The sequence below is a fragment of the Paenisporosarcina sp. FSL H8-0542 genome (assembly GCF_038632915.1).
GTDB lineage: Bacteria > Bacillota > Bacilli > Bacillales_A > Planococcaceae > Paenisporosarcina.
Map to the genome: position 1 here is coordinate 2,814,411 of NZ_CP152050.1, position 25,101 is coordinate 2,839,511.

At 39.2% G+C, this 25,101-nt stretch carries 19 protein-coding genes; 4 read left to right on the plus strand and 15 right to left on the minus strand.

Annotation, left to right across the window (positions count from 1 at the left end; translation table 11 throughout):
• Positions 1–38: 38 nt before the first annotated feature.
• The 3 genes from MHH33_RS14295 to MHH33_RS14305 all read right to left on the minus strand — a co-directional run bounded on the left by MHH33_RS14295 (position 39) and on the right by MHH33_RS14305 (position 2,487).
• Positions 39–701: a reverse transcriptase-like protein gene (locus tag MHH33_RS14295; RefSeq protein WP_342542105.1), complete on the minus strand. Its 663-nt coding sequence runs from the start codon at positions 699–701 to the stop codon at positions 39–41.
• Between the two features lie 779 nt (positions 702–1,480).
• Positions 1,481–1,984, minus strand: a complete 504-nt coding sequence (locus MHH33_RS14300) for a hypothetical protein (protein WP_342542106.1) — start codon at positions 1,982–1,984, stop codon at positions 1,481–1,483.
• Positions 1,985–2,028: 44 nt separating this feature from the next.
• On the minus strand, positions 2,029–2,487 hold the full coding sequence (locus tag MHH33_RS14305; protein WP_342542107.1) for a GNAT family N-acetyltransferase: 459 nt from the start codon (positions 2,485–2,487) through the stop codon (positions 2,029–2,031).
• A 788-nt stretch (positions 2,488–3,275) separates the two neighbouring features.
• Between MHH33_RS14305 and MHH33_RS14310 the strand changes: the two genes are divergently transcribed.
• The 3 genes from MHH33_RS14310 to MHH33_RS14320 all read left to right on the plus strand — a co-directional run bounded on the left by MHH33_RS14310 (position 3,276) and on the right by MHH33_RS14320 (position 5,324).
• Complete coding sequence (locus MHH33_RS14310) at positions 3,276–3,710, plus strand: hypothetical protein (RefSeq protein ID WP_342542108.1); 435 nt, start codon at positions 3,276–3,278, stop codon at positions 3,708–3,710.
• 66 nt (positions 3,711–3,776) lie between these two features.
• On the plus strand, positions 3,777–4,544 hold the full coding sequence (locus MHH33_RS14315; RefSeq protein WP_342542109.1) for a hypothetical protein: 768 nt from the start codon (positions 3,777–3,779) through the stop codon (positions 4,542–4,544).
• A gap of 69 nt (positions 4,545–4,613) precedes the next feature.
• A complete protein-coding gene (locus MHH33_RS14320) occupies positions 4,614–5,324 on the plus strand; it encodes a hypothetical protein (RefSeq protein ID WP_342542110.1) in 711 nt (236 codons plus the stop codon).
• 306 nt (positions 5,325–5,630) lie between these two features.
• Here the strand turns inward: MHH33_RS14320 and MHH33_RS14325 are convergent, their stop codons facing one another.
• From MHH33_RS14325 to MHH33_RS14375, 11 genes are all read right to left on the minus strand, one after another.
• The gene (locus tag MHH33_RS14325) at positions 5,631–6,908 is read right to left on the minus strand and encodes a TRAP transporter large permease (protein WP_342542111.1); all 1,278 of its coding nucleotides are present in this window, start codon (positions 6,906–6,908) and stop codon (positions 5,631–5,633) included.
• Positions 6,905–7,402 (minus strand): TRAP transporter small permease, encoded by a 498-nt coding sequence (locus MHH33_RS14330; protein WP_342542112.1) that lies wholly within the window; start codon positions 7,400–7,402, stop codon positions 6,905–6,907. The genes MHH33_RS14325 and MHH33_RS14330 overlap by 4 nt, the downstream gene beginning before the upstream one ends.
• Positions 7,403–7,416: 14 nt before the next feature.
• Positions 7,417–8,448 (minus strand): DctP family TRAP transporter solute-binding subunit, encoded by a 1,032-nt coding sequence (locus MHH33_RS14335; RefSeq protein ID WP_342542113.1) that lies wholly within the window; start codon positions 8,446–8,448, stop codon positions 7,417–7,419.
• Positions 8,445–9,353 carry a hydroxymethylglutaryl-CoA lyase gene (locus tag MHH33_RS14340; protein WP_342542114.1) on the minus strand — a complete coding sequence of 303 codons (909 nt, stop codon included), beginning with the start codon at positions 9,351–9,353 and terminating at the stop codon, positions 8,445–8,447. Before MHH33_RS14340 ends, MHH33_RS14335 begins: the two co-directional genes overlap by 4 nt.
• Positions 9,354–10,556 (minus strand): CoA transferase, encoded by a 1,203-nt coding sequence (locus tag MHH33_RS14345; RefSeq protein WP_342542115.1) that lies wholly within the window; start codon positions 10,554–10,556, stop codon positions 9,354–9,356. It lies immediately after the preceding gene.
• 3 nt (positions 10,557–10,559) lie between these two features.
• Positions 10,560–11,240, minus strand: a complete 681-nt coding sequence (locus MHH33_RS14350; RefSeq protein ID WP_342542116.1) for a GntR family transcriptional regulator — start codon at positions 11,238–11,240, stop codon at positions 10,560–10,562.
• 365 nt (positions 11,241–11,605) lie between these two features.
• The gene (locus MHH33_RS14355; protein WP_342542117.1) at positions 11,606–11,914 is read right to left on the minus strand and encodes a hypothetical protein; all 309 of its coding nucleotides are present in this window, start codon (positions 11,912–11,914) and stop codon (positions 11,606–11,608) included.
• Positions 11,915–12,452: 538 nt separating this feature from the next.
• Entirely contained in the window at positions 12,453–13,970 is a 1,518-nt protein-coding gene (locus tag MHH33_RS14360; protein ID WP_342542118.1) for an acetyl-CoA hydrolase/transferase family protein, read from the minus strand.
• Positions 13,971–14,096: 126 nt separating this feature from the next.
• Positions 14,097–14,741 carry a LytTR family transcriptional regulator DNA-binding domain-containing protein gene (locus tag MHH33_RS14365; RefSeq protein ID WP_342542119.1) on the minus strand — a complete coding sequence of 215 codons (645 nt, stop codon included), beginning with the start codon at positions 14,739–14,741 and terminating at the stop codon, positions 14,097–14,099.
• A gap of 140 nt (positions 14,742–14,881) precedes the next feature.
• Positions 14,882–16,210 carry an alpha/beta fold hydrolase gene (locus MHH33_RS14370; protein WP_342542120.1) on the minus strand — a complete coding sequence of 443 codons (1,329 nt, stop codon included), beginning with the start codon at positions 16,208–16,210 and terminating at the stop codon, positions 14,882–14,884.
• A gap of 162 nt (positions 16,211–16,372) precedes the next feature.
• Complete coding sequence (locus tag MHH33_RS14375; RefSeq protein WP_342542121.1) at positions 16,373–17,041, minus strand: hypothetical protein; 669 nt, start codon at positions 17,039–17,041, stop codon at positions 16,373–16,375.
• Positions 17,042–17,340: 299 nt separating this feature from the next.
• On the opposite strand from MHH33_RS14375, the gene MHH33_RS14380 reads away from it, so the two are divergent.
• The gene (locus tag MHH33_RS14380) at positions 17,341–17,949 is read left to right on the plus strand and encodes a hypothetical protein (protein ID WP_342542122.1); all 609 of its coding nucleotides are present in this window, start codon (positions 17,341–17,343) and stop codon (positions 17,947–17,949) included.
• Between the two features lie 168 nt (positions 17,950–18,117).
• Here MHH33_RS14380 and MHH33_RS14385 read toward each other — a convergent pair whose 3' ends face one another.
• Positions 18,118–24,960 carry a pullulanase gene (locus MHH33_RS14385; protein WP_342542123.1) on the minus strand — a complete coding sequence of 2,281 codons (6,843 nt, stop codon included), beginning with the start codon at positions 24,958–24,960 and terminating at the stop codon, positions 18,118–18,120.
• Between the last annotated feature and the right edge of the window lie 141 nt (positions 24,961–25,101).

The window sequence follows — 25,101 nt, forward strand, 5'->3', positions numbered from 1 at the left end:
ATTTCCAAGGCTGCTTCTTTTATATGCTTTATTATTTCCTACTCTACCTTCAACTCACTAGTCGCCAGTATCTCAATCCCATTCAATGCCTGCGTCGCTAATCGGTCCGCTTCGGCATTCGATTTACGTGGAACCAATTGGTATTCGGGCTGGAGACCAAGTTCATTTAGCTTTTCGTCAATCCGGTCTGCCCACTGGGAGAGATTAGATTCGAGCGCTGGCCATTCCCCATTCAACTGATTGATGACCACTTGGGAATCCCCAACGATTTTAACCGGGAGATGATGGACGTTCAAGAGCTCGAGTTCCTGCAGGCATAAGTAAAGTGCCGCATATTCCGCCTCATTATTTGAAATCAGTTCGGCAGAAGGCGCGTTCCGTCGCAATCTGTATGACTTCCCGCTCTGTTCATAATAGATGACGCAGCCTAATCCAGAACTGTTTGTCGCGACATCAAACCCACCATCGAAATGAACCGTGATGTTATGTGGTTCGGTTTCAAGCCCTTTCAAGTATTGTTTCATTTCTTTCACCGTCCACGTGCTATCGTGCTCATCCGTGTACGTTACCTTTTTTGTACGCTTCGTCCGCTCTAAATCTTCCGCAATCAGCAAAGCATGCGCAATCGGCAATTCTTCGGATTGGAAGAAGGTTTCGGTTCCTTTCGGTGTTCTGTAATTCCATTCGATTCTGATTTTCATGGCCAGTCCTCCCTTTTCAACAAAACTATGTATGTATATTATTCCCTTTTTGCCCCGTCTAAACAATATGAGTTTTCCCAAGGCTGTTTATGTATATGCAAGTTCCGTTGGGCAAACGAAAGAATTGAAAGCTTATTTACAAAAAGGAAGCGGCCGAAGATGCAATTTCGGCCGCTCCTATGCTTTTGATTATGAATAAAAATTAAACCAGCGCTCATCCTTTCTCCATTTTGAGATAGGGTGGCTTTTCTGTTTTAATGGCCCTGTTAAACGATTTTGTAGATTTTCGTTACAGGCGGACGCTTTCCGCGGGCGGTCTGTAAGCCTCCTCGTCGCAAGCGCCTGCGGGGTCTCACCTGGACACGCTTTTCCCGCTGGAGTCGCCGCCTTTCACTACAATCACCTACTAAATTTAAATGATCAGAGATTTAGGGCATAGTTTTTGTATAATAAAAGTACTTAATATAGGTGGTGTTTTGAATGATTTCAAATCAACAGTCTCTTATTTAAAGGGAAAGCAAAATCTCGTTATAAAATTGAAGCAAAAAACAGTGAGTTAAAACATAGATATGCAAATACAAGGAACCACCGCCATATTCGCAGTAAATCTCAAACGAATTATAATCTTAATGAAGGAATCAAAGTATAGAATATCAACGGACAAGGAGAGATTTCGTTCAATTTTTGAACGAAATCTCTCCTTTTTTAATTGGAAGCACTTACTCCACTCTCTAACACATCTTTTTCAGTTGCCTCCCTATGAGGTAAATCACTTCTTTCTATTGAAAATCATATATGTCTACAATATTGTCCGCTCTAACGCGGTTATGACAAAGCTTGAACAACTGAGTCAAAAAATCCTCGATTTCCACAGTTGATGTTGGAAATGGAATATTCATTGTCGTCGATCCAAAGATTTGCTTATAATACGACTTCCGAATGTCATTTTTGCCATCCCTTTTTAAAGGGTTGTATTTCCACGATAGAAAGTTGACACCATTTTCTTCGATTATTTTGTTCAGCTCGGCAATTGTAGTGGATTTATCATGCGCATATATCACCAAGTAATAGTTGTCATTTCGATGCCAATCGATGAGTAAGAAATAATAGCTTTCTTCCCCGGGTTTAGCTACGTCATAGGCAGCAATCACCGGCTTGCCATTCGCCCATTGATGGAATTGACTCAAGGTGTTATTAAGTGTAGGCAATTTACTCACTTCATAAGTAGGCTCTTTGTATTGTTCCAGATATATGCTTAAATGATGAGCTAGTTTTTTTTCCATATTCCAGATCCCTTTATGTTGAATTTGAATTTACGTATACTCACTTACTTGTTTAGTAAAACCGTGATAAACTCTTCCAAGATTTTATGACTTACAGTAAAGCCTTTACGTTTATAGAATTCTAATGCGGCTTCGTTACCATTTGAGACAAAGATAAAATAATCCTCCACATCTTCAAATTGTTTCAACCACTCCATCGACAACTTAAAAAGCGTCGACCCAACTCCGTATTGTCTATATTCTTCTTTAATATAAAATTGCGATAAACACCCTACATTCATTCTATTAACACTAGATAGGTCAAAAAAAGTGGCAAATTCATTTGAATATGTTTCTTTAGGAGAGATATTCGAATAGACATACCCAACAATCTGCTCACCATCTTTAACGACTACCGTGTAATTATGTAATGCTTTTTTAACAGAAGGCATCAACCGTGTGTCAAAATTCATGTTGTCAAAGAGTTCTGGAGTTATGTATGCTTTTGACTTTTGAAAAGTCATAAGTTCATTGCAAGTATCTCGAAGGCATTCAATCTTTTCGTCAGGTAAAATTTCATAAGTTAAGTTCATTTTCCCATTCCTTTCTTAATAATAATTACCAATTATTAAACTTTTTTAATTCTATAACAGATTTCAATACAATGATATGTAAACATCACTTCTATATTCCAACCCTCAATTGTGATTAAAATCTCTTCCAATATGGGCCATTTGAGTAAATGCTACTTTTTAGCTTGATGCTTTTATGTCATGCAAGTTGCTCTAACGCTCTCACTCCTTATATCGGAAAAATACGTAAACGAACAACTTTCATATGGTAGTTAATAGGAATTAAGAACAAGCTTTTTTTATGTGAAAATGATTTTTCACTAAAACTTTAATGACCATTTTTAATCTCCTTTTTACTGTTTCGACTTTTAAATACAAAGAAAAATAGGTTATCGACAGAAGATTACAAAACCTCTTATGTACTAATAACTTTTTATGACTTAAATTAAGGTTGTAGGAAAAACGAATCAATGAAAAATGAATCGTTTTATTTTTTGTAAATAGAATAGATATTTATATCTAATTTATTAGTAATAAATGTAAGAGTTTTCATTTTGGGTATAAAGTGAAACTTCACTTTTACTATAAATTATTCTGGTCTATTGGCCCCAAGGGAGAGGTAGAATGAATCAACTTTTCAATTCAGCTTATTCGTAACAACATTTGCATCAGCTATTTGCTCCAATTGTTGCTGACCGTTTTGAAAGAATCGTACAAGCAATTGGAAGGGAGAGGAATTATTGAAAAAGATTTTTGGAATTATTATTGCATCCTCTGTGCTACTTGGTGCAGGAACCATGTATGCAAAAACCGATTCTGCAGCCAACCTTTCTAATTGGTATGAGCATTCATTTCAAAATGAAAGCATGAAATTAGGGGTGGAAACAGGTGCTGGACTCTGGAGAACGTTTTCGAACGTTAAAATCTTTGTAAGCGAAGCCAAACAATCTTTTGATACCTCGCTTGCAAGCTTCACGGCAAAACGTGTTAGTGAAGCAACAACTGAAATTGAACAATACCAAATCGATACAGAAAATCGCTTGGAACAAACAGTTTCAGAATTAAAAGATGAAAACCTCAAAGTGTATTCAAAACAAGCGAATATTAATGAGGATATCGAAGAAGACATCGAACAAAGCGTAGAAGAAATTTTAGAAGAAGTATTAAGTGAGTAGCATTCAAATGGATCTTGCAAAATGCTTGAATTCATTCAAAAAACCAACCACAAAGGGGACATTCAAATGTTAAAAACAATCAAAGGTAAAGTAATCGCAGGAACAGTATCAGTAGTATTATTATCAAGCGCTGGAGCAGCATTTGCTAATTCGGATGCTGGAGCAAAATTGCAAAATTGGTATGCTGGTCAGTTTGGTTTAGCTACTTCAAACATCGTAAATGATGTGGAAGATAATGTGAGTGGAAAAGTTAATGGTTGGGCTAGTGAATATGAAGGCTTAAAAACAGCAGCTGGAACAAGTATTGTAGCTGATGGAACTAGTGCAACTAATAAAGCAAGTGATAATATCGATGCGAAAACTCAAGAACACATCGCTTCTATTGATGCAAAACAAGCACAAATTGAAAGATATATGGATGGTCAGTTTGCAACACTTAAATTTGCGGCAAATGGATTAATCAATGAAGCTGGAAGAGGAGCTTTAGCATATGCAAATTCTGATTTAACTTCTTTCACTGGAGATAAAGGTGTTACTGCACGTGCTAACTTGACTACAGCATTAGAAGCTGATACGGCTTCAGCTGTTGCTGAATTAGAAAAAGCAATTGCTGACGCAAAAGGAGAACTTCAAACTCAATTAGATACAAAAGAAGCAGCAACTACAGAAGCGATTATAGCTGCAATTGATGCTAAGATTGTTGAACTTCGTGGCACCATCACTGCTAAACGTGATGCATTAGTTGCTGCTCAAAAATTACTTATTGACGCAAAAGCACTTGAAATGGAAAATGCTGCAAAAGATGCATTACAAGCTGTTGTTAACGGCATTTAATTAGTAATTTAATACTCAATAAGGACCTCGTAGTTTGGGGTCCTTATTGTTGTAACTGGAGGTAACGAAATGCTGAGCAGACTTGAGAAATATAAAAAGATTCAAAAGAGAAAAAAGATAATTTTGTTGGTAGCCGTAGTAGTGCTAACTCTCGGGATTGGCAGTGGAGTGAAAACTACGTTCGCAGATGCAGATGTAAGCACGCTATTGATTAATTGGTTTAAAAATAAAGAATCCCAATCCCTTAATGAAATTGATAAAGCGATTACGGATGAAAAAACAATACTTCTAGCTCAATTGAAAGTAGAATTGAAAAACGAAATGGATTCTGCTAAACAAGAACTAGATGCATTTACGGAAAAACAGAAGTCTGATCGTATTGCTTCACTCCGTCAGTATGCAAATGAGTTAATTGAGAATTTGAATGTTGATACAACTGAACAACAAGATAAAATTACTGCACAAATCAATTCAATCATGAACGAAGCAATCGCTCAAATGGACCAAGCGGTTATTATTGTTCCTGAAACGATTCCTGAAGTCCCTCCTGTCTCAGAAGGAGAAAATTCATCGAAACCAAATGAAAATGAACAGGAACCAGCAACCGAACCTGTTCAAATTCCTGCACCTTCAACACCGGTTCCTGAACCCGCTCCTATTTCTGACCCTTTGCCAAACCCGGAATCAGATTCCACATCTGCTAATGGTGTTGATAACGTTCAAGCTAATCGCAATCCAAGTACTGAAGACGAATTAGAAAACTCTGTTGAAAACGACTAACGCTATATCACATGAGACTCTCTTTGGAGAGTCTTTTCTTTTTCGATTCATAATGGAGTCAACGGAAAATTGCCATACGGATTTTTATTATGAAGTCTCAATCGGTAGCAGTCTTTAGAGCAACAGTTTTGCGTCTTCAATTTGATGACCGACTTCCCTTCGTGATAGCAGTGATACTACCAACCAATTGCCAATCTCGGTGTCCATCCTACTCTTTGAATTGAAAAAGTTAAGAAAAGGAACTAAGTCATCAACTGACTAGTTCCCTTTTGATTTACAAATCTAATTTAATATAGTCGAAACCATCTAATGCAAATCTTCTTTAATCAAGAAGGTTGCAATCTCTGGGAATATCGACAGTAGGACCATTAATAGTAGCATGATAATAGCATAAGGAATCACGCCTTTTACGATTTCGTCGATGGTATTTGTTCGATCGATTCCTTTCAATACGAACAAGTTCAGTCCGACTGGAGGTGAGATCAAAGCCAGCTCCATGTTGATTACCATGATGATTGCGAACCAGATTGGGTCAAAGCCTAATGCCACGATGATAGGATATAAGATTGGCAATGTTATAACCAAAATCGAAATCGTTTCCAGGAACATACCTAAGATCAATAGCACAATATTAATCAAAATAAAGACGACCCATGGGTTGATGTCCTGTTCAGTTGCATAGGTAGTAATAGTTTGTGGAATCTGCAAGATTGTCATGATATAGCCAAGCAGCATCGCACCGACAATGATGAACAATATCATCGCATTTGTTTTAACAGTAGAAATAATGATTTTCTTGAAGTTTTCCAAGTTCAAATTACGGTAGAAAAATGCAGCAATCGCAAAGCTCAACACGACACCTACTGCAGCCGCTTCAGTTGGAGTAAAAATACCTGTGTAAATCCCTCCAATTACGATTACAGGCAGCATCAATCCCCAGATGGCTGTTTTGGTCGCATCCATTCTCTCTTTCCATGTCGCAGGTGCATCTTTAAGGTGGCGTGCTTGGTAGGCAGCAAATACCATGAAAGAAAGCGTCAGTATGAGTCCAGGTATAATTCCAGCGATGAACAGTTTTCCGATGGATTCACCGGTCACTGATCCATAGATGATCATTGGTACGCTTGGTGGAATCAAAATCCCTAATGTACCACCGGCAGCAAGCAGACCTAATACATGTCTTTTGTTATATCCACGCTTGACCATCTCTGGCAAAGCAACCGAACCAATAGTTATCGCAGTAGCTACACTCGATCCAGATATTGCAGCAAATATGGCACAGCAGAAAAGTGTGGCAATCGCGAGACCGCCTGGGAAATGGCGGAACCAGCGGCTAGCCATTTCGTATAGATCACGGCCAACTCCACTGACCAATAAAACCTGGCTCATCAAAACATACATCGGTAATGCTGTTAGAGAAAAGTCATCAAGTGCCTTATAGGAAATGATTGGAACTTGCATAAAAGAAAAGGTTCCGCCATTAAAGAAGAACATCCCCGCGACTGCGAGAGTAGCAAGAGCAAACGCAACCGGCAGTCCGAGCAATAAGAGAGTTCCCAAACCACCTACAAAGAAAATATTCATATGTGCTCCCCTCCCTTATGTATCCCGCCGTCAACGATCTGCAAAATGAACGCCAGACACAATAGTACGCCACCGATAGGAAGGAACATTTCAGGCAGGTACATCGGAACACGCAACAAAGATGCAGAAGTAACTTCCAGTTCTATGGTATTCATCACGTGATGAATACCATAATAAGTAAAGATGATGCTGAATGCTAATCCCATGGCATTTGATAAATAAGCAAGCAATGTCTTTATGCGATCGTTAACATTGTTGATTAGTAAATCCACTGTTATATGAGAATAGGTTCGTACCGCATATGCACTTCCTAAATAACAACTGGCGATGATTGCATAAATAGACAGTTCAGTAGCCCAGATTGTCGGTTTGTTGAAAAGCCATCTAGAAACGACTTCAAAGAAAATCATGAAAGTTGTCACCATAATGAAAAATCCGGATGCATAAGCACCAAACCTAATGAGCAAATCGGAAAAATTATACAGCGATTTCATTAGTTTTTTCCTCCTTACTGCTCATCAACCATTTCAAGCAGTTCTTTCCCTAAATCGCCAGAGTTTTTAGTGAATGCCTCCCAAGCAGGTTTTGCTGCTTCTTTCCACTGCGGTAAGTCCTCTTCAGGCACTACATAAACTTCCATTCCTTTTTCCTCCAACTGCTTAGCAGTCTTTTCATCTTCTGACTGGGCTTGTGCACGAATCCATTCTTCTGATTCCTTAGCAGTTTCAGTCAATAGCGTTTGTGTTTTTGTAGGAAGTTTATCCCAGAAGTCCTGATTAATTGCCAATAAAAACTCGAGGTACGCATAATTATTGATAGTTAAATATTTTGCTACTTCATCATACTTTCTTTGAACCATTGCCGTTGTTCCTGATGTTGCTCCGTCAACTGTATTTAGTTTAAGTGCCATATATACCTCTCCACCACCCATGAATACAGGGGAAGCTCCATATGCTTTGATCATTTCAGAAGGAATGTCACCGATACTGCGGATCTTCAATCCTTCAAAATCGGAAGGTGATTCCAAAGGACGTTTGTTGTTTGCGAATTGTGCATAACCATAGTCAGCAAACATGAGAACCTTGGCACCCTTTTCTTCCATAGCAGTACGTAATTTATTCCCGAATTCACCGCTTAAAGCCTCACCAGCTTTTTCATAGTCTGAGAATACGTATGGAACATCAAAAATACCCATTGCAGGGACTGTACTTGCCCAAAGCGTCGAAGAATTGACACCCATTTCAACGCCACCAGTAAGAATGGACTGGTTCATATCCTTATCATTTAATAATTGGCCTGCTGGATATACTTGCATTTTTATAGCACCATCAGATTTTTCAGTGACATCTTTCACGAATTTTTCAAGCCCTTTAGCGATGTGGTGATCTGCCGGCAAGTTATAAGCTAATCTGATAGTCGTTTCTTCGTACCCGTCCCCAGTTGCATTGACTGCTTTTGTTTCAGGTTCTTTTGAGTTACATGCTGACAATAAGAACATAGAAATCATTAAGAACATAATTGCCTTCATCCATTTTTTCATGCTAATATCCCCTTTGTTTGTTTTCTTTCTACATGTCTAATGCGACCCAATGGATTTTTCGAAGAAAGACTCGCTGCATAGTCAGCAGCATCAAGTAATTTTTCAAAATCCAACCCTGTGTCGATGTTCATTCGGTGAAATAAATACACTAAATCCTCTGTTGCTAAATTTCCTGCTGCACCCGGTGCAAATGGACAACCACCTATGCCAGATACCGCCGTTTCAAAAATCCGAACGCCTACTTGATAAGCAGCATACGCATTTGCAGATCCGAGCCCCCTTGTATCATGCAAATGTATAGTAACAGGTGTTTCGCCTGCGACTTCAATAACCTTTTTCATCAATCGTTCCACTTGATCTGGAGTGGCAATTCCAATTGTATCGGCAATACCTATTCGATCAGCACCAGCATCTTTCACTCGTTTTACGAGATTCAGAACTTGCTCTTCCGACACTTCACCTTCATATGGACAGCCGAAGCTCACTGCAATTGAAAAGCAAGTTTTGATCCCATCCTTTTTGGCTTGTACCACAAGCGTTTCAAACTGACTAAGGTTTTCATCGATGGATAAACCAATATTTTTCTGGTTAAAACTTTCAGTAGCTGAACTGACCCAGTTAACTTCAGAAAGTGAATGTTCTTTTGCTCGCTCATACCCTTTTAAATTTGGTATAAGGGTTATGGCTTGCAAGCTTGTCCATTTAGTTACCTCTTTCAGTACTTCTGAAGCATCTGCCATCTGAGGCACTTTCGCTGGGTGAACAAATGAAGTTATTTCCACAGTATTTAAACCGGCCTCTAGCAAATGTTTTACTAGATTCACTTTTTCCACGGTTGAAATCAGCTTGGGATCATTTTGCAGCCCATCGCGGGGACTGACATCGATAATTTTCACATCCGCCATTTATATGACTCCTTGTTCTTTCAGTTTTTTGAACTCATCAAAAGAAAAATTCATAAACTCCGTGTAAATTTCCTCGTTGTGTTGACCAAGACTTGGACCGCTCCATTTGATTTCTCCTGGCGTTTCCGAAAGCTTTGGCACAACCCCCGGAACAAGAACTTTAGTTCCGTCAGGCAAGACTATTTCCTGCAGCATTTCCCTTGCCTTGTATTGCTCATCTTCAACAATTTCCTTGATGCCATATATAGGACCTACCGGTACGGATACCTCATCTAATATTCGCTGAGCCTCTTTTAATGGATGCTGTTTCGTCCATTCTTCAATGGTTGAATCAATGAAAATTACATTGTCCGCTCGCCCTTGGTTGGTTGAATAAGTCGGGTCATTCGCCAGGTCATCTCGGCCAATTGCTGTCATTAGACGTTTGAATATCTGATCCCCATTCCCACCAATAACCAAATGCTTTCCATCAGCACATTCATATGTGTTTGAAGGGGCGATTCCTGGTAGTGTACTACCTGTCCGTTCTCTTACCATCCCCGTTAAATCGTATTCGGGTAAAATTCCTTCTAGTAAACTAAAAACAGATTCATAGAGTGCGACATCAACGAGCTGGCCTTGTTTTTCTGGATTTTCTTCTCTTGCACGCAACGCCATCAACGTTCCAATGACTGCATAAAGTCCAGCAACCAAATCTCCTAATGCAATGCCGACCCGCACTGGAGGTAAGTCAGGATAACCGGTTAAATACCTTAAGCCACCAATTGCCTCGGCCACACTTCCAAATCCAGGTTTTTCTCGATATGGACCCGTTTGACCATAACCTGAGACCCTGGTCATGATGATAGATGGATTGACTTTACGTAAATCTTCCAATCCAAGACCCCATCTTTCCAAAGTTCCAGGTTTGAAATTTTCAAGAACTACATCCACTTTCTCTGCAAGTTGACGAATAATATGCTGACCCTCAGGATCACGCATATTCACAGTTATCGATTTCTTATTTCGAGATTGCACATACCACCAAACCGATGTGTCATTGTGCATCACACGCCAATTTCTCAGTGGGTCCCCTTTCGCTGGTTCTTCAACTTTGATAACCTCAGCACCAAACTCGGAAAGGATTTTCCCTGCAAATGGAGCAGCGACCAAGTTTCCTAATTCCAAAATCTTTACACCTTCAAGTGGCAGCTTTTTTGACATTTCTTACCCTCCTAAATCTTTCGAGCAAAATTCCATAAACAAATTGTAATCGCTTTCAATATGAGCTTTCATTAAACGCTTGGCTGCTTCCGCATCCTGATCCACAATTGCCTGAAAAATCTGTTGGTGCTCATGAATGGCATGTTCCATATGGAGCGGATTTTCTTCGAGTATCGATTTGCGGTAAAAACTATTAACTCCTCGAAATGCCGTCAGCATGGTAACGAGAAACTTGTTTCCGGTTGCCATAACAACGGCTTCATGGAAATTCACATTCGTATCATGGACTTTTTTCAGGTTATTCGTTTCTGAAATTTTACCCATCTGCAATAAAGAAGTACGAATGGTCTCAAGTTGTTCATGGGTCCTGCGTTCAGCTGCATAAAAAGCGGCTAGCGGCTCCATCTCAACCCGGCACTCATACAGATGTTGATAATCTTCGATTGACGGCTCAACAACCGTCACCCCGCCAGAATTATTTACGAAAAGCAGCCCATCTTTTTCAAGCATACGGATTGATTCACGAATCGGGCTTCGGCTGACCTGCAATTCCTCTGCAATCTTTTCCTCTATCAATCTTTCACCAGGCTTCAAACGACCCATAAGGATTTGTTCTTTCAAGTAGTCATACACTTGAGTTTTTAAAGTAGCCCTTTTTTTCACGATTGCTTTTATGATCCTCATCTCATTTCTTTTTCGTCGACTGTCGACTGTATACAATTTAGCTTTATGTTAGAATAATCAAAATAATTAAAACCGTCAATAAACTTTTTTATGACATTTTCAGTACTTAACCTTAATACTTACTCCTAACAAGGTTTTTTCCCCCGAAAAATTTTTTCCAAATTAATTTGATTTAATTCAAATAGTCCCTCTCCTAACATTCGCATTGAAAAATCGGATGAAGGAAGTATATGAGTACACTACTTTTTGGGGATATCTCGTAGTATTGTTATATGTCACCAACTCAAAAACATAAAAAAATCCAGAACCAATTGGTTTCTGGATTTCTAAATTAAATTATAAAAAAGTTGTTTGCTGCGGAACAATCATCTTTTTGATTCCCGATACCCAGCAGCCCGCGCTGCGGATTTTGTACAGAAAGTATCTTCAGGTTCTGTTATATCGTAGAAGTCTCCTGAAGGCACATGAAAAATCTTTTCCCCTGAGCTGGAAATATTCCCTTTGATTTTCAAGCAGGAACGTTCTGAATTTTCCTTAGCAGCTTGTTCGGCCTTTTCTCTTGCAGCCTGCGCCGATTTTTCCTTCTCGGCTTGTTCTGCTCTTTCTATAGCAGCCTGTTCAGCCTTTTCTTTTTCATCCTGTTGCTTTTTCTTTTTATCAAAGTCATCAGTCACTTTTACGGGTGCAATTAAACTTGTATCAGACTCTGTATCAGTGTCCGATTCAGATTCACTTACAGGTTATTCATACCATTCTTTATAGTGTTCAATAATGCAAGGAATCAAAAACCATAGCAATAAAAGTAAAGCTAGTATAATCACGAGTCTCCATTGCCATATGGATTGGCCCTTTTTCTTTCTAACCTTGTACCATTTAGCAACTAGCAAAATCAATATGACGAGAAGAATATTCCACCAAGCAGAAAAGATGCACACGATGATAAAGTATATAAATAATAAAACGTATAACAGGAATATCCCTATTAAGCTAAGCAGGTCTAGCAAAAATGTTCCCTCCAAATTTATGTATTGAACCATTAGTTTTTGGAGACTACGATTCCACTTAAATCATTGTTCATCCTTTAGTCCAATAAAACCATGATAATATTATCATAGAAATACATAAATATTGAGAGAAGTAAAAATTACCAATATTTAAAGATGCCTGTTACTCATTTCTAAATGAAGCAACAGGCATCTTTTCATCTTCTTATTAATAAACCAACTGCCCAACTTCATGTAGCATAGTCCCATTTTGTTTAAGGTTGGTATGCCACGAGAAAGCTTTTTCGAGTACGTGTGGGGTCTGGCCGCCACGTGTTAAGGCTTCTGCGTAATATTCCAATAGTTGTGCACGATATGTTGGATGTGCACAGTTTTCAATAATTACTAGTACTCTTTCTCGTGGAGCTAAGCCTCGTAAATCAGCGTAGCCTTGTTCGGTGACCACGATGTCCACGTCGTGTTCGGTATGATCAACATGTGACACAAACGGGACGATGCTTGAAATATTGCCGCCTTTTGCGGTGGATTTCGTAACGAAAATCGCAAGACGTGCGTTTCGGGCAAAGTCGCCGGAGCCTCCGATACCGTTCATCATTTTCGTACCTGATACATGAGTCGAGTTGACGTTTCCGTAAATGTCGAACTCTAAGGCCGTATTGATTGAAATGAGTCCGAGACGACGAATGATTTCCGGGTGATTCGAGATTTCCTGAGGACGCATGATGAGTTTATCGCGGTACTTCTCAAAGTTACCGAACACTTTGTCCATTTTGTCCTCTGATAATGTAATCGAACAGCAAGAAGCTGATTTCACTTTTCCTGCATCAATTAAGTCGAAAACCGAATCCTGTAACACTTCAGAATAGACATCAAGATCGGTGAATTCCGAATCGATCATCCCGAGTAACACAGCATTCGCCACAGAGCCGATTCCTGATTGAAGTGGTGCGAGTTTATCCGTCAGTCTTCCTACGCGAATTTCTGAACGTAGAAATTCGAGTAAATGGTCTGCCATTTGCTTAGTTTCAGCATCTGGAGCGACGATCGTAGAAGGTGAGTCCATCTGATTCGTGAACACGATTCCTTTAATCTTCGCTGGGTCAATCTTAATACCAGAGGTCCCAATTCTGTCATCTGGGTTCATTAACGGAATCGGTTTACGTTCACCTTGTTGTCCAGTGTCATAAATATCATGCAGCCCTTCAAGCATTTCTGTCTGCGCCATATTGATTTCCACAATGATGTGCTTCGCATGTTCCGCGAAAATCGATGAGTTTCCAACCGATGTCGTTGGGATAATCAAGCCATCTTCTGAAATTGAAACCGCTTCCAAAATTGCAAAGTCAATTGGACCAATAACTCCCGCACGAATAAATTCTGCCGTATGCGACAGATGTTGATCGACAAACAGCATTTCCCCATCATTTATTTTGCCACGCATAGTCGGATCTGCTTGGAATGGCAATCGTTTTCCGACAATACCCGCTTCTGCAAAAGCCTTATCGATATCCGAGCCAAGAGAAGCACCAGTATATATATTCACTTTGAATGTTTCAGTTTCGGCACGCTTGATTAACGCAAATGGAACCGCTTTCGCATCTCCTGCACGTGTGAACCCACTTAGGCCTAGCGTCATCCCATCATTAATCCACGTTGCCGCTTCTTCAGGCGTAACTACGCGATTTTTTAAATCCGGATGTTTGATTCGTTTTAATTTTTCTTCCATATTAAAAACCCTCTAATTCATGACTTTTTTAATAATTCTAACAAACAAAATCCTGATTTTGAGGTTTAGGGAAAGAAACAGGGATTTACCCGCTGAAACAGGCAAATCCCTCGCTGAAACAGTAGATTAGAAATCAAGTAACTTCCGAAAATAGCTGGCATAGGATTGACTCACCGGAATTTTCGTTCCGTCATTCATCAGCAACACAAGTGTAGAATGCGTATCCGGAAAGACTTCGCGAATCTGGTGGACATTGACGATAAACGAGCGATGGCAACGAACGAACAACTCACGTGGCAAAATAAATTCAAACGCCTGGAGAGATTTGCGATGAGTACCCGAAACTCCATTTGCTTCTATATACGTTTTCTTCTCTCGCACTTCCAGAAACTTCACATCTGTAAATGGCACTGGAACCCACCCGTCCTGAGTCTTCAGCATGACGACAGACTTCCCTTCCGTGAAAGAAGGATAAATGGCTGTTACGCTTCCAACGACTTTTCCATCACGGTGGAAAGGTACGGCCATGCCATGGTATGGAACAGCAAACACATCACGATTGATGAAGTCCGAGACCTTTTGTCCAGAGGATAGTGCCTTGTGGGCTAGCGAACCTGGTTTTACCATGTCCCCCGCCTTTATTTTCAAATCCACTCGGACGCTTGGACGGTAATACACATAGTGTTCCCCGTCGGATACAGCAATCGAGATTTCATCCGAAAACAACTCCCCAATCACATCCAGCATTTCATAATCCTGAAAATCCTTCATCTTGCAAAAGCACCTCTCTCGTAAACTAACATTCCTTCCTTCAATAATAACTGGTAATGGGGTTGTATGGACAAAGACTGCTCATATAGTACAAAAAACGAAGGATGTGACCACGTCAATTCCTTCGTTTCTGTTTGTCCTTATTTTAAATAATTGATCGCTCGTTTCAGGTAAATATCTATATCTGTTTCGTTAAAATACGAAAAATGATTCCATCCATTTGTAGTGTGAGGAATTTTGATTTCGTTAATGGTCACCATATTGTCCGTATGTACGATCCCGTCATTCAACAGACCCAGATTTTTCCCGACTAATGCAAAGTACTTTTTATTGGCATCTATTAAATCACTTGAATTTAATTGGCTAATAAAATCTGAGTTATTGGCGAGATCATGGAAACCTTGTAAATTCCCTGGCCTTACCAAGTGCCAAAAGTCTTCACTTTTTATTGAGTTTTTGCCCATTATGTTACTAAGTATGCCATAAAGGATTAAGCATTTTCGAGCTAACATTGGGACACTAATCAAGATCGAGCCATTATTCGGTGTTCCAGCCATGATGATTTTATCTATCGGTGCCTTTTGTTCGATATAAGCAGAACGGCTGACCAGTCCCCCCATGCTATGAGCTACGATTAATATTTCCTTATGAGGATACTTCTTCTTTAAACTCTCTACTTCTTTAGCCAAGAAAATCCCATTGTCTCTTATTCTTTCATCTACTGTGAGGTATTCAAAACCAAAAACTTCATAGTCATGACTTAGTGTATTAAACAAATTGAAGAATGAAGCACCTATACTGGATACCAATCCGTGGACGATGATTGCTATAGGTTTGTTTGGATCTATGGGTTCATCAGCTAGTTTTTCCTTTCGGAATGAATCGTCTCCATCTTTTATTAATCTGAAAAGACCGAGTTCACTTGGTTCGCTTTGAAACTTATTTAATACAATGTAAAAACTTTTATCAGAGGATGAACCAATCGTCTTTGAACTTAAACTGTCTACATGACTTGAAATTCTTTCAAGGTCTTCTATCGAATTATTGGTCAAGTAGTTAATCTGTCGTTTAGTAATTTTAGCTTCCACAGCATTATTGCCTTCAGAGTGTCTGAGTACTTCAATTCTCGGAGAAATTTGAGAAAACAACTCAACATTATTCTCAATATTGTCCAGGTCCAGTAACTGAAGAAAATTATCTTGTATCGCTAGAAAGTATTCATCGTTTTTTCCTTTTAACCGAAAAGATTTTTCTATGTTAAAGTTTTTAATATTAACTTTAAACAACTGCTTAGTAGTTGAATGAGGCATGCTGCTCAGGAGGTTGCTACTTCTCTTTTCAACTTGTTCAATGGAAAGTTCTTGATTATTAATTAAAAATGCATCGTCTGCATTTAAACTGTTAACTTGAGGCGAAAGTGTATTAATAATAATTTCATGATCATTTACGTAGATAAATTCCTCATTCATCTTGTCCCCTCCTTGAAACCCTTTGGAACTTCATTCGACAATATGTAATGGAAAACCTTCATTCATTTCATTTTAAGCATAGAACAAGCGACCGAAAAATCATTCGGCCGCTCACAATTTTTTTTATTTAAATACTGCTGAATTGAAACGGTTCAATCATCTTCAATTCGTATATAATTTTTTTAGCTGTTCCAATCTTTGTTTTATATTCATCGTGCGGATTCTTTTTAATGGGTTGTGGCGTTGCCCCTTTGAAACGAGATACACCCATGCAATTAAAGAAACAGTACCAATTAAATAACCAAGAAAAACCAATGTCGCTTTCAACATTATCCAATAGCCCGTCTTCCAATTTACCTCGATTAAAGTTTTTCCTGTATATCCTTCAATCACCTGTGGACCGAATGTAAACATGGCTAAGAATGCACCGGCTAAAACTAATATGAAGCTCCAAATCTTATACGGTTTATACCAGCCAATCCCTAGCATCAGCACAGAAAGGCCCAATGATAGTAATCCGTAACCGCGAAATGACTCCAGAAAAGGATTCAGGACAAACGACAAGACCAGTACAAACATAATAAAGAGGACTGGAATTGACATGACTGCTGTATATCCGAAAACTTCGAAAATTGATCGAATGAAACTGTTACGTTCAATGTTATCAATTTCCTGTACTCGATCTCGCTTCTTCGAATTAAAGATTTTCTTTGTTTTCATTTTCCGGTAATATTCCACTGTTTGATTAAATCGCACAGGTAAATTAAGATTTTTCACTCCACTAATAAATGACCGTATAAAATGCTGAGAATATTTTTTTGCAAAGTTCATGGGAAAACCTCCATCATTTTACAATTAATATCTACAGTCTACGATTCAAGGTGCTTGTTTTATACCTAGTATTATCATTAAAGTAAGCTCTTCTAGAAAACAAAATTAATTTCTCAGCCGATATGACAACAAAAAAGCTCGTGGAAAATTAAAAATAACTGTCCAACTCATATTTATTACATAATTCTTTTATTGATAAAAATTAACATAATTGAATTGTAGCAATTAATCAAAAATCTATTAGTAATAAATTCCCACCTCATATATAATAATAATTGTTTGAATTGGAGGAAATTTTCATGAAAATAGACCCTAGAATTATTGATTTATTAAAAAAAGAAGAAGCGCAAAAAGCCTTATGGAAGGTGGGGGTAGAAGTTTTACCTGATGTGGTCAAAGGGATTCCCTCTTTTGCAAAAGGTAGTGCTAGTAAGGTGAAAAATACCATTATTTTAGGAAAGGATAAAGTAAATGAAGGTTATGAAGCTTTAAATCATGAAAAATTATTTTATAAAAAAATTAAAGATAAAGTTATTCCCTTTCCTTCAAATTACACCAGAGTTGATTTAAAAGATTTTTTGAGTCAATCTTCTATTTATTTAAAGCAAAAAAATATTAAACCAGAGAAAAAAACCATACAAAAGAAATTTGATGAGTATCATACACTACATAGTTTACTCGATGAAACAATTCAAAATAAAGATTATGAAGAGTATATTAAGATTTATATAGGTAAAATTGAGGGTAACTATTTTATTGAAAGTGAAACCTTAAAGAACGATTTTATTAGTGTAAAACATGATTATAGGAAAGTTATCAGTTTCCTATACAATGTTATTGATGGAAAAAAGAGTGAAATGGATATTATGAAAGAATTATCAAAAGAAAAACCTGTAACTAACATTTAAATTATGCATATCTATATATGAAGTATCGATACCCAAAGCGGCTCTGTACATACATCTTCTTCCCTCTTGTGATGAACCTTGGATATGATTCTATAAAAAACACATCCAACGGACTGGATGTGTTTTTGGTCTTTGATATTATATTCCCTCAGATATCATTCGGGATTACTAATTCATCAAATTACTAACCTCCAAAAACCTCGCCAAAATCTTAGCCATTTGATCACGCTTCGTGAAGCCATTCGTATCAAACGTACCGTTACTCTTACCGTCAATGATACCCGCTTGGTAAACGTTTTCGATTCCTGCTTTAGACCAGTCTGTCATTTGCTTGGCATCTTTGAAGTCTGCTAGTTTTTTAGCATGGTCTAATTTTGCAAAATCGAAGTTCAGGAATTTTAGCTCCATTGCTCTTGAAATCATGACGGCTGCTTGGGTGCGTGTCAGTTTTTCGTATGGAGCGAATGTTCCGTCGTGTTTTCCGTTAATGATTCCGTATTGAACGGCTGCCATTAGTTCTCCATTGGCGTTGAACCATTCTGTTCCTTTTACATCTGAGAAGCGTTTGTCATACGCTTTTTCCGGAAGTCCTAGTGCACGAACCAATAATACGGTGAATTCGGCGCGGGAAATTTCTTCTGCTGGTGCGTAAGTTCCGTCTACTTTGCCTTTTATGATGTATTTAGATGCTAGTTTTTCAATCGAGTCTTCTGCCCAGTTGATGTTGTTCACATCCGGAAATGTCTGGTTGTTTTCAACAATCGCATATATTGAGTTTGTCAGTGACTTCACTGTTGCGATTTTGCCGTCAAATAAAGTAGGAAGTGAAGTGAATGTTCCATCTTGATTGAACTTCACTGCGACCATAGTTTTCGGATTGAATTCTTTATCGCCGACAATTTCTCGTTCAACAAATGAACCATATGCTGTGATTGTCACTTTCTTATCTCCAGCAACTGCTTCGACGTGGAATTCAATTGTATTGGATACAATCTTCGCTTTAGTCGAAGGAGATTTGACTACATTCACAGATACCGTGATTTGGACATCACTTTCTGCAACCCCTAGCTTTTTAGCTAAGTCTGCGACATTAATTTCTGATGCAGGAAGCTTGTAGCTTGCTTCATCAGATTGAATCTCGATCATTGCCTGTTTGTTTTTCTTTAACGCTTCTTTAAATAAACTGCCAGGAACCTGTGCTTTCACCGTTTCTCCAGTAGCCGGTTTTTCTAACTTAAGCGCTACGACAAATTTCTCAGGTGTGATTGCATTTACAATTTCCGTTACTTTTCCTGGAACAATTTTAGTTACGACTTCAATCATTCCGGAAGGATTTTTCTCTTTCACTACTTCTGCTGCTTGAGGTGGAAGCACGATTGTGTTCGGTTTTCCATTTGCAGGTGGTTGATACCCATCGTTCCCATTGTTCTTCGGTTCTTCTGTAGCTTTTCGATCCAGTTTGATTACAACTGTTGTTAATGGATCAATCGTCATGTTTTGGTTCGATAAGCTAAATCCTGATTTTTTCGATACGGGATGTGTTCCCGCTTCATCATTGTCTACTAGGACTACACCACCAGTGAAATCATAATCTCCTAATGTTAACGTACGAGCTTTATTGTCAGCATTTACAAATACGTAGTAGTTGCCTGTTTTATCAGTTGAGATATTTTCGTATGCAATAACTAAATCGGAATCTTTCATCTCAGGGAAATCAAGTAGCGATACGTTTGTATCTACTAGCGCTTTTTCACCTAAACGGAAAGCATTGGTTGATTTTCTTAAATCAATTAAGCCTTTCGTGTAAGCATTTGTTGTTGTATTGACTGCAAATTCTTTTTTGTTCGTTGCTTTTTGCCAGTCAAATTTATTGATGGCGTCTGAAGAGTCATAGGAATCATGGACGAAATAGCCAAATGTGTTCCCATCCATATCTTTCAATTCATGATATTTCTGTTCAGGTACACCTTCACCTAACCATTGCTTCGTTCTGCCGTACTCCTGCCCTGCATGAAGGAAAGCAGTGCCTTGTGATGTTAAAATCAATGAGTTCCCGATACGGATTCGTTTATGAATCTCCAAGTCATTTTCAGGAATTGCCGGATCCTTTTTAATGGACTGGGCAATGACATCATATAAAGGCAAGTTGTCGTGCGCTTCGATGTACTGTACCATATCGCCCGGATCATCATCAGCCGTATTGGAAGGCTGTCCTTTAATATTGTTGAAAATCGTATCAATATTTCTTGCGCCACCTGTAATGAATCTAGGCTCACCTTCTGAACCGAAACCAGATTTCAATTCATTGCGGATTTCGTCAGAGAATACACCAACGTCATCTGTTTTATCCATCCAATCCTGGTCTGCACCCATTCCTGCAAGTGCTGGATCAGCCAAATGACCAGCAAATGTTCTCCAGCCTTCTCCAATAAATAAAGCATCAGGATTAACAGAAGCTGCTACGTCATACGCCTTTTGAATGGATGGATACGTTGCGTCACCCATCATATCAAAACGCATGCCGTCAATTTTGTATTCGTCAAACCAATATTTCACTGAATCGACCATTAGTTTTTCAGCCATTATGTGACTTGTTGCCAAGTTGTTACCAAAGCCACCAAGGAAGTTACCTTTCGCATCCTGGTATGCATAGTAATTTGGCACAATGTCATTTAACATACTCGCTTTTGCCATATGCGTGTATACGACGTCAAATACAACACCCATATCCGCATCATGAATGGCATCAATTAATTCTTTCAGCTCTTTCACTCGCAGTTCAGCGTCTTTTGGATTTTCCGAATAGGCACCATCTGGTGAGAAGTAACTGTGAGGGTCATACCCCCAGTTGTATTCATTGCCACCCGCTGAGTAGTCAAGCTCGCGTTCGTCCATCTTCGTTTCATCACCATAATACCAAGCCATGACAGGAAGTAATTGAACATGTGTAACACCTAGAGATTTAATGTAATCAAGCTTGTCGATAAATCCTTTATACGAGCCCCATCTTGATTTCAAATCCTTTTCAATCGAAGGATCTGACGTAAAGTCACGTACGTGAACTTCGTAAATCACAGCATCTTCACGTTTTTCATACCCATCAATTGAAGCATGATCGAAACCTTTAGGGTTCGTGCCGCTTAAGTCGACAATCGCTGCTTTCCCGACCGTATCGCCGTCTGGTCCTGCATCACCTTCTGTATTCACCGTAAAGGTTGCCATGGATTTGGCATAAGGGTCCAATACTGTTTTCATTACGCCATTATTCGTTACTTCGTATTGATAATAGTAGCCTTTAAGATCAGTTACACCCAGATCACTTGGGTTGATATCTTTCGACCAGACACCTTGTTCGCCGAGCGTTAACTCTACAGTGTCAATTGGAGCTGTCGCATCTTCTTTATCGAAGAAGTTCGCCACTACTTTACTTGCTTTAGGCGCCCATAATTTCAATGTGGCACTTCCATTTTTGTACGTTGCACCTAGATCATTTCCATCATAAGCATACAGCTTATCAAGCATTCTCCAGCCTGTAGATGCTGAAACGGTTCTGCCTGAATACGTAATCGACAATGGAAGTTTATCTAAGTTCAGTGTTGCTGTTACTTCAACTGTTGTTGCTCCAGTAATTTCAATGCTTTCAATCGAAACATCTGCTCCATCAACATCTTTAATGGCCAAATCATCTTTCAGTTTTTCTGATGTTAATCCGTCTGTCATCGTGAATCCTAATAAAATCGTATCTTCAGAGATCACTTCACCCGATACAATGCCCGATGCCACTTCTCCATAAGGGGAAATGTAGACGTTATTATCACCTTGTTTAATCCATAAGTGATTATACTTATCCAATAAATTGAATGATTTATCTCCTGCATCTTTTTCTTGCGTCTGTTGATTGACGATGAGGAAGCCTATATCCTTCGCGCCTTCTTTCAGCTCGATATCCGCATATGCACCATAACGATCTGTCCCGTCTAAATCAACTGCTCCAGTTGGCCAACCGTCAGAAGGAGCTGCTGTATCGCCCCAGTTCCAAATGCCAAGGTTTTCGTAGTCAGCATTTTCACGCGTGTAGTGAATGCGGACCGTATTTGCAGGCAAATTAACCGGTTCGTACGTATACACTTTATCTGAACCTTGCTTAATCCATATTTCATTCATCTCAGGTTGAGAAATCGTAAAGCCTTTGTCTCCGCCATCTTTACCGGCGTCACCTTTTGTTATATCCATTACAAGGAAGCCAATATTTTTCGCACCGTTAGCCAGTGGTACGTCAATGTAAGCACCATAGCTATCCGTTTTTTCAAACATCGTTGCACCCACTGGCCAGTTAGCCGAAGGTGAAGCGACATCATTCCACAGCCATGCACCAAAGTTTTCGTACACATTGTCTTGTCGGTTGTAATGAATTCGTATCGTGTTATCAGGAATTGGTTCTACTTCAGGGTTACCGTCAGCCGTAGCAACCGCACCTGTAATATTTCCACCTTCAACTGTCAAAAGAACAGTGCCCCCATCAACTTTAGATGGAAGTGTTAAGTTAATTTCTCCTGTGTCGTTTGCTTCGTAAACTTCGCCTGAATAATAATCAGTCACTACTGCATCCGCCGAATCAACTGTTAACGTCACATCTTTCGCTTCTTCAGCGACGTTCAATCCCACGTATACTGATTGATCTTGATAGTCACGAGAGAATAATAGAAACTTATCTTTATCGGATCCGCCTACAAATGTTCTTTCGCCTTTCGCAAACACTTTTGAATGCTCACTTCTGAAGTTAAGAATCTTTGTGTAGTGTTCCAATACATCATTGTTTTCCACTTGATCCCACGCAAAGTTATAGCGGTTATCATATTGCGGGTAGTTGTTGGCTCCACTTAATCCAAGCTCTTCCCCGTAATAAATGACTGGCTGCCCTTTCGCTGTTGCCTGCAAAGATGCCGCAACTTTCAACTTGCCTTCATCGCCACCTAGTGAATGAAGGAATCCGTCTTCATCGTGGCTACTTAAAAACTGGCCAAATGTTCCAGCATTGTCGATTTTTCCGTTGCGATCAACAAGCGATTCATTTGCTGCTTTCAATTGACCATTTACAAAGTTTCGCGCTGTATTTTTAAACTCAAAATCAAGTAATGAATCCATCGTGCCTGTGTTCAGGTAACCGAGGTTATTATTAACGTTTGCACCCCAAGCTTCACCAATCATCTTAAACTCAGGCATTTTGTCCGTTAACGAATTTTTAAACTTCATCCAAGTAGCATCTTCCACATGCTTGACGGTATCTACACGGAAGTAGTCAATTGTGTTTCCATTTTCTGTAGTTGCTTGCTCAATCCAACTCGTTTGCCAATCAATGATTTGTTGACGAACTGCAGGGTCTTCCGTCTTAATGTCAGGAAGTCCAGCCAATTCACCAACAACCTCATCCGTTCCAACGTCAGCTCCTTGACGGACGATATCACTAAAACTCGCACGCTCTTCGTCTGTCGGGAAACCTGCAGGCTTGTTTGCCATAGCTCCATCGATTTCTTTCAAGCCATAGCCGGTATGATTCACTACGACATCCACCATGATTTTCATATCACGGGCATGCGCTGCATCAATCAGTTCGTGGAAGTCTTCCATCGTTCCAAAGTGCGGATTCAATTTCCCAAAGTCACTTGCCCAGTAGCCATGATAGCCGTAATATGGATCAACAGATGACCCGTTTGTTTCGACAGAACGGACATCATATTTGATGTTTTCTACAATTGGACTAATCCAAATCGTATTCACACCGAGATCATCAAGATAATCCAATTTAGTCGTAATCCCTTTTAAATCCCCACCTTGGTACGTTCCACGTTTAGAAGTATCATAGTTCAAATCGTAAGGGTCATTGTTCGATTCATCACCATCAAAGAATCGATCTGTTAACATAAAGTAAATCACAGACTCGTCCCAATCAAAATCAGACGTTCCTGTCGATTGTCTCGTTTTCACTTCAACTTCCGCTGTTCCTTCATACGTGTTTCCATATGAATCAACGACTGTTAAAGGAATCGTTTTGATGCCAACAGTTGTGTCGTCGTCTACTGCAATCGCAATCTCTTTTAAAGATGGATCAATCTCAAGTTTAGCTGATCCACCTAAAGAAGAAGCATCTGCGGAGATTTTGCTGATTTTCACATCGTCTGTTAGACCTTGAATATCAACAGTTAAGACAGCATTTTGATTATAATCAATCGCTACAGGTTCCACTGATCCTGAAACCGTCAAGTCAGCTTTCTTGAAGTCAATTGTTGAAACTCCGTCTGTTGTATTGTAAGGATCAGTTACTTCTGTTGTAATACCACCTTTTGTTACAAGGAATGAGTATGAGGTTTTACCATTTGGAATGTTGTCGTATGAGAATACAAATCTCTCATTTTCAGGTTCATATGTCATTTCATTCGTTTGGCCATTAAACTTTAACTCTACTTTTTCAATCGTGTCCATGTCGTCACTAGCGAAAAGGGCTTTGTCCCGGTAATAGAAAGTTGCGTCCCCTTTATCAATGACTGGAGCCGAACCATCCGGAACGATGCGAATTTGCTCGACACCGCTAGTAATATAAGCCTTTGTCAGTGAGTCGTTCTTATTCACTTGAATAAAACGATCCCCAAACTCTTTTTGAGCAGTATCCCAGTTATCAGTACTACGAAGAACAAATCCAAGTTGCTTCGTTTCAGGAGCAACCCCAATATTAACTGATGCCACTCCTCCTTCATACGATTCGAAATTGATTTGATCATTTTTAATGCCTGTATTCCATGCCCAAATATTCCAGGTACCATAGTTTTGATCTTCGCGAATATAAGTGAATCGTACATGACGATTCGAAGAGTCCGTTAATTCATTTACAGTTGTCTCTGTTGAACTCGTGGCATGTGCCTGTTGAGCTGGTATAAATGGTAGCCATAAGCTCAAAACCAGTACTGAAACGATAAACATATTTAGTTTGCGTTTAACATCTATTGCATTTCTCACTCAGCATTTCCTCCTTATTCTTTCGGTGTAATAGATTGATAGATTAATGCCAGTCCGCCTCCCTTTCTTGGTTAGATTTGAACCCACAACTCGATGTGAAACCGTTTGCACAAATAAATCAAAAGCGCTAACATATTACAT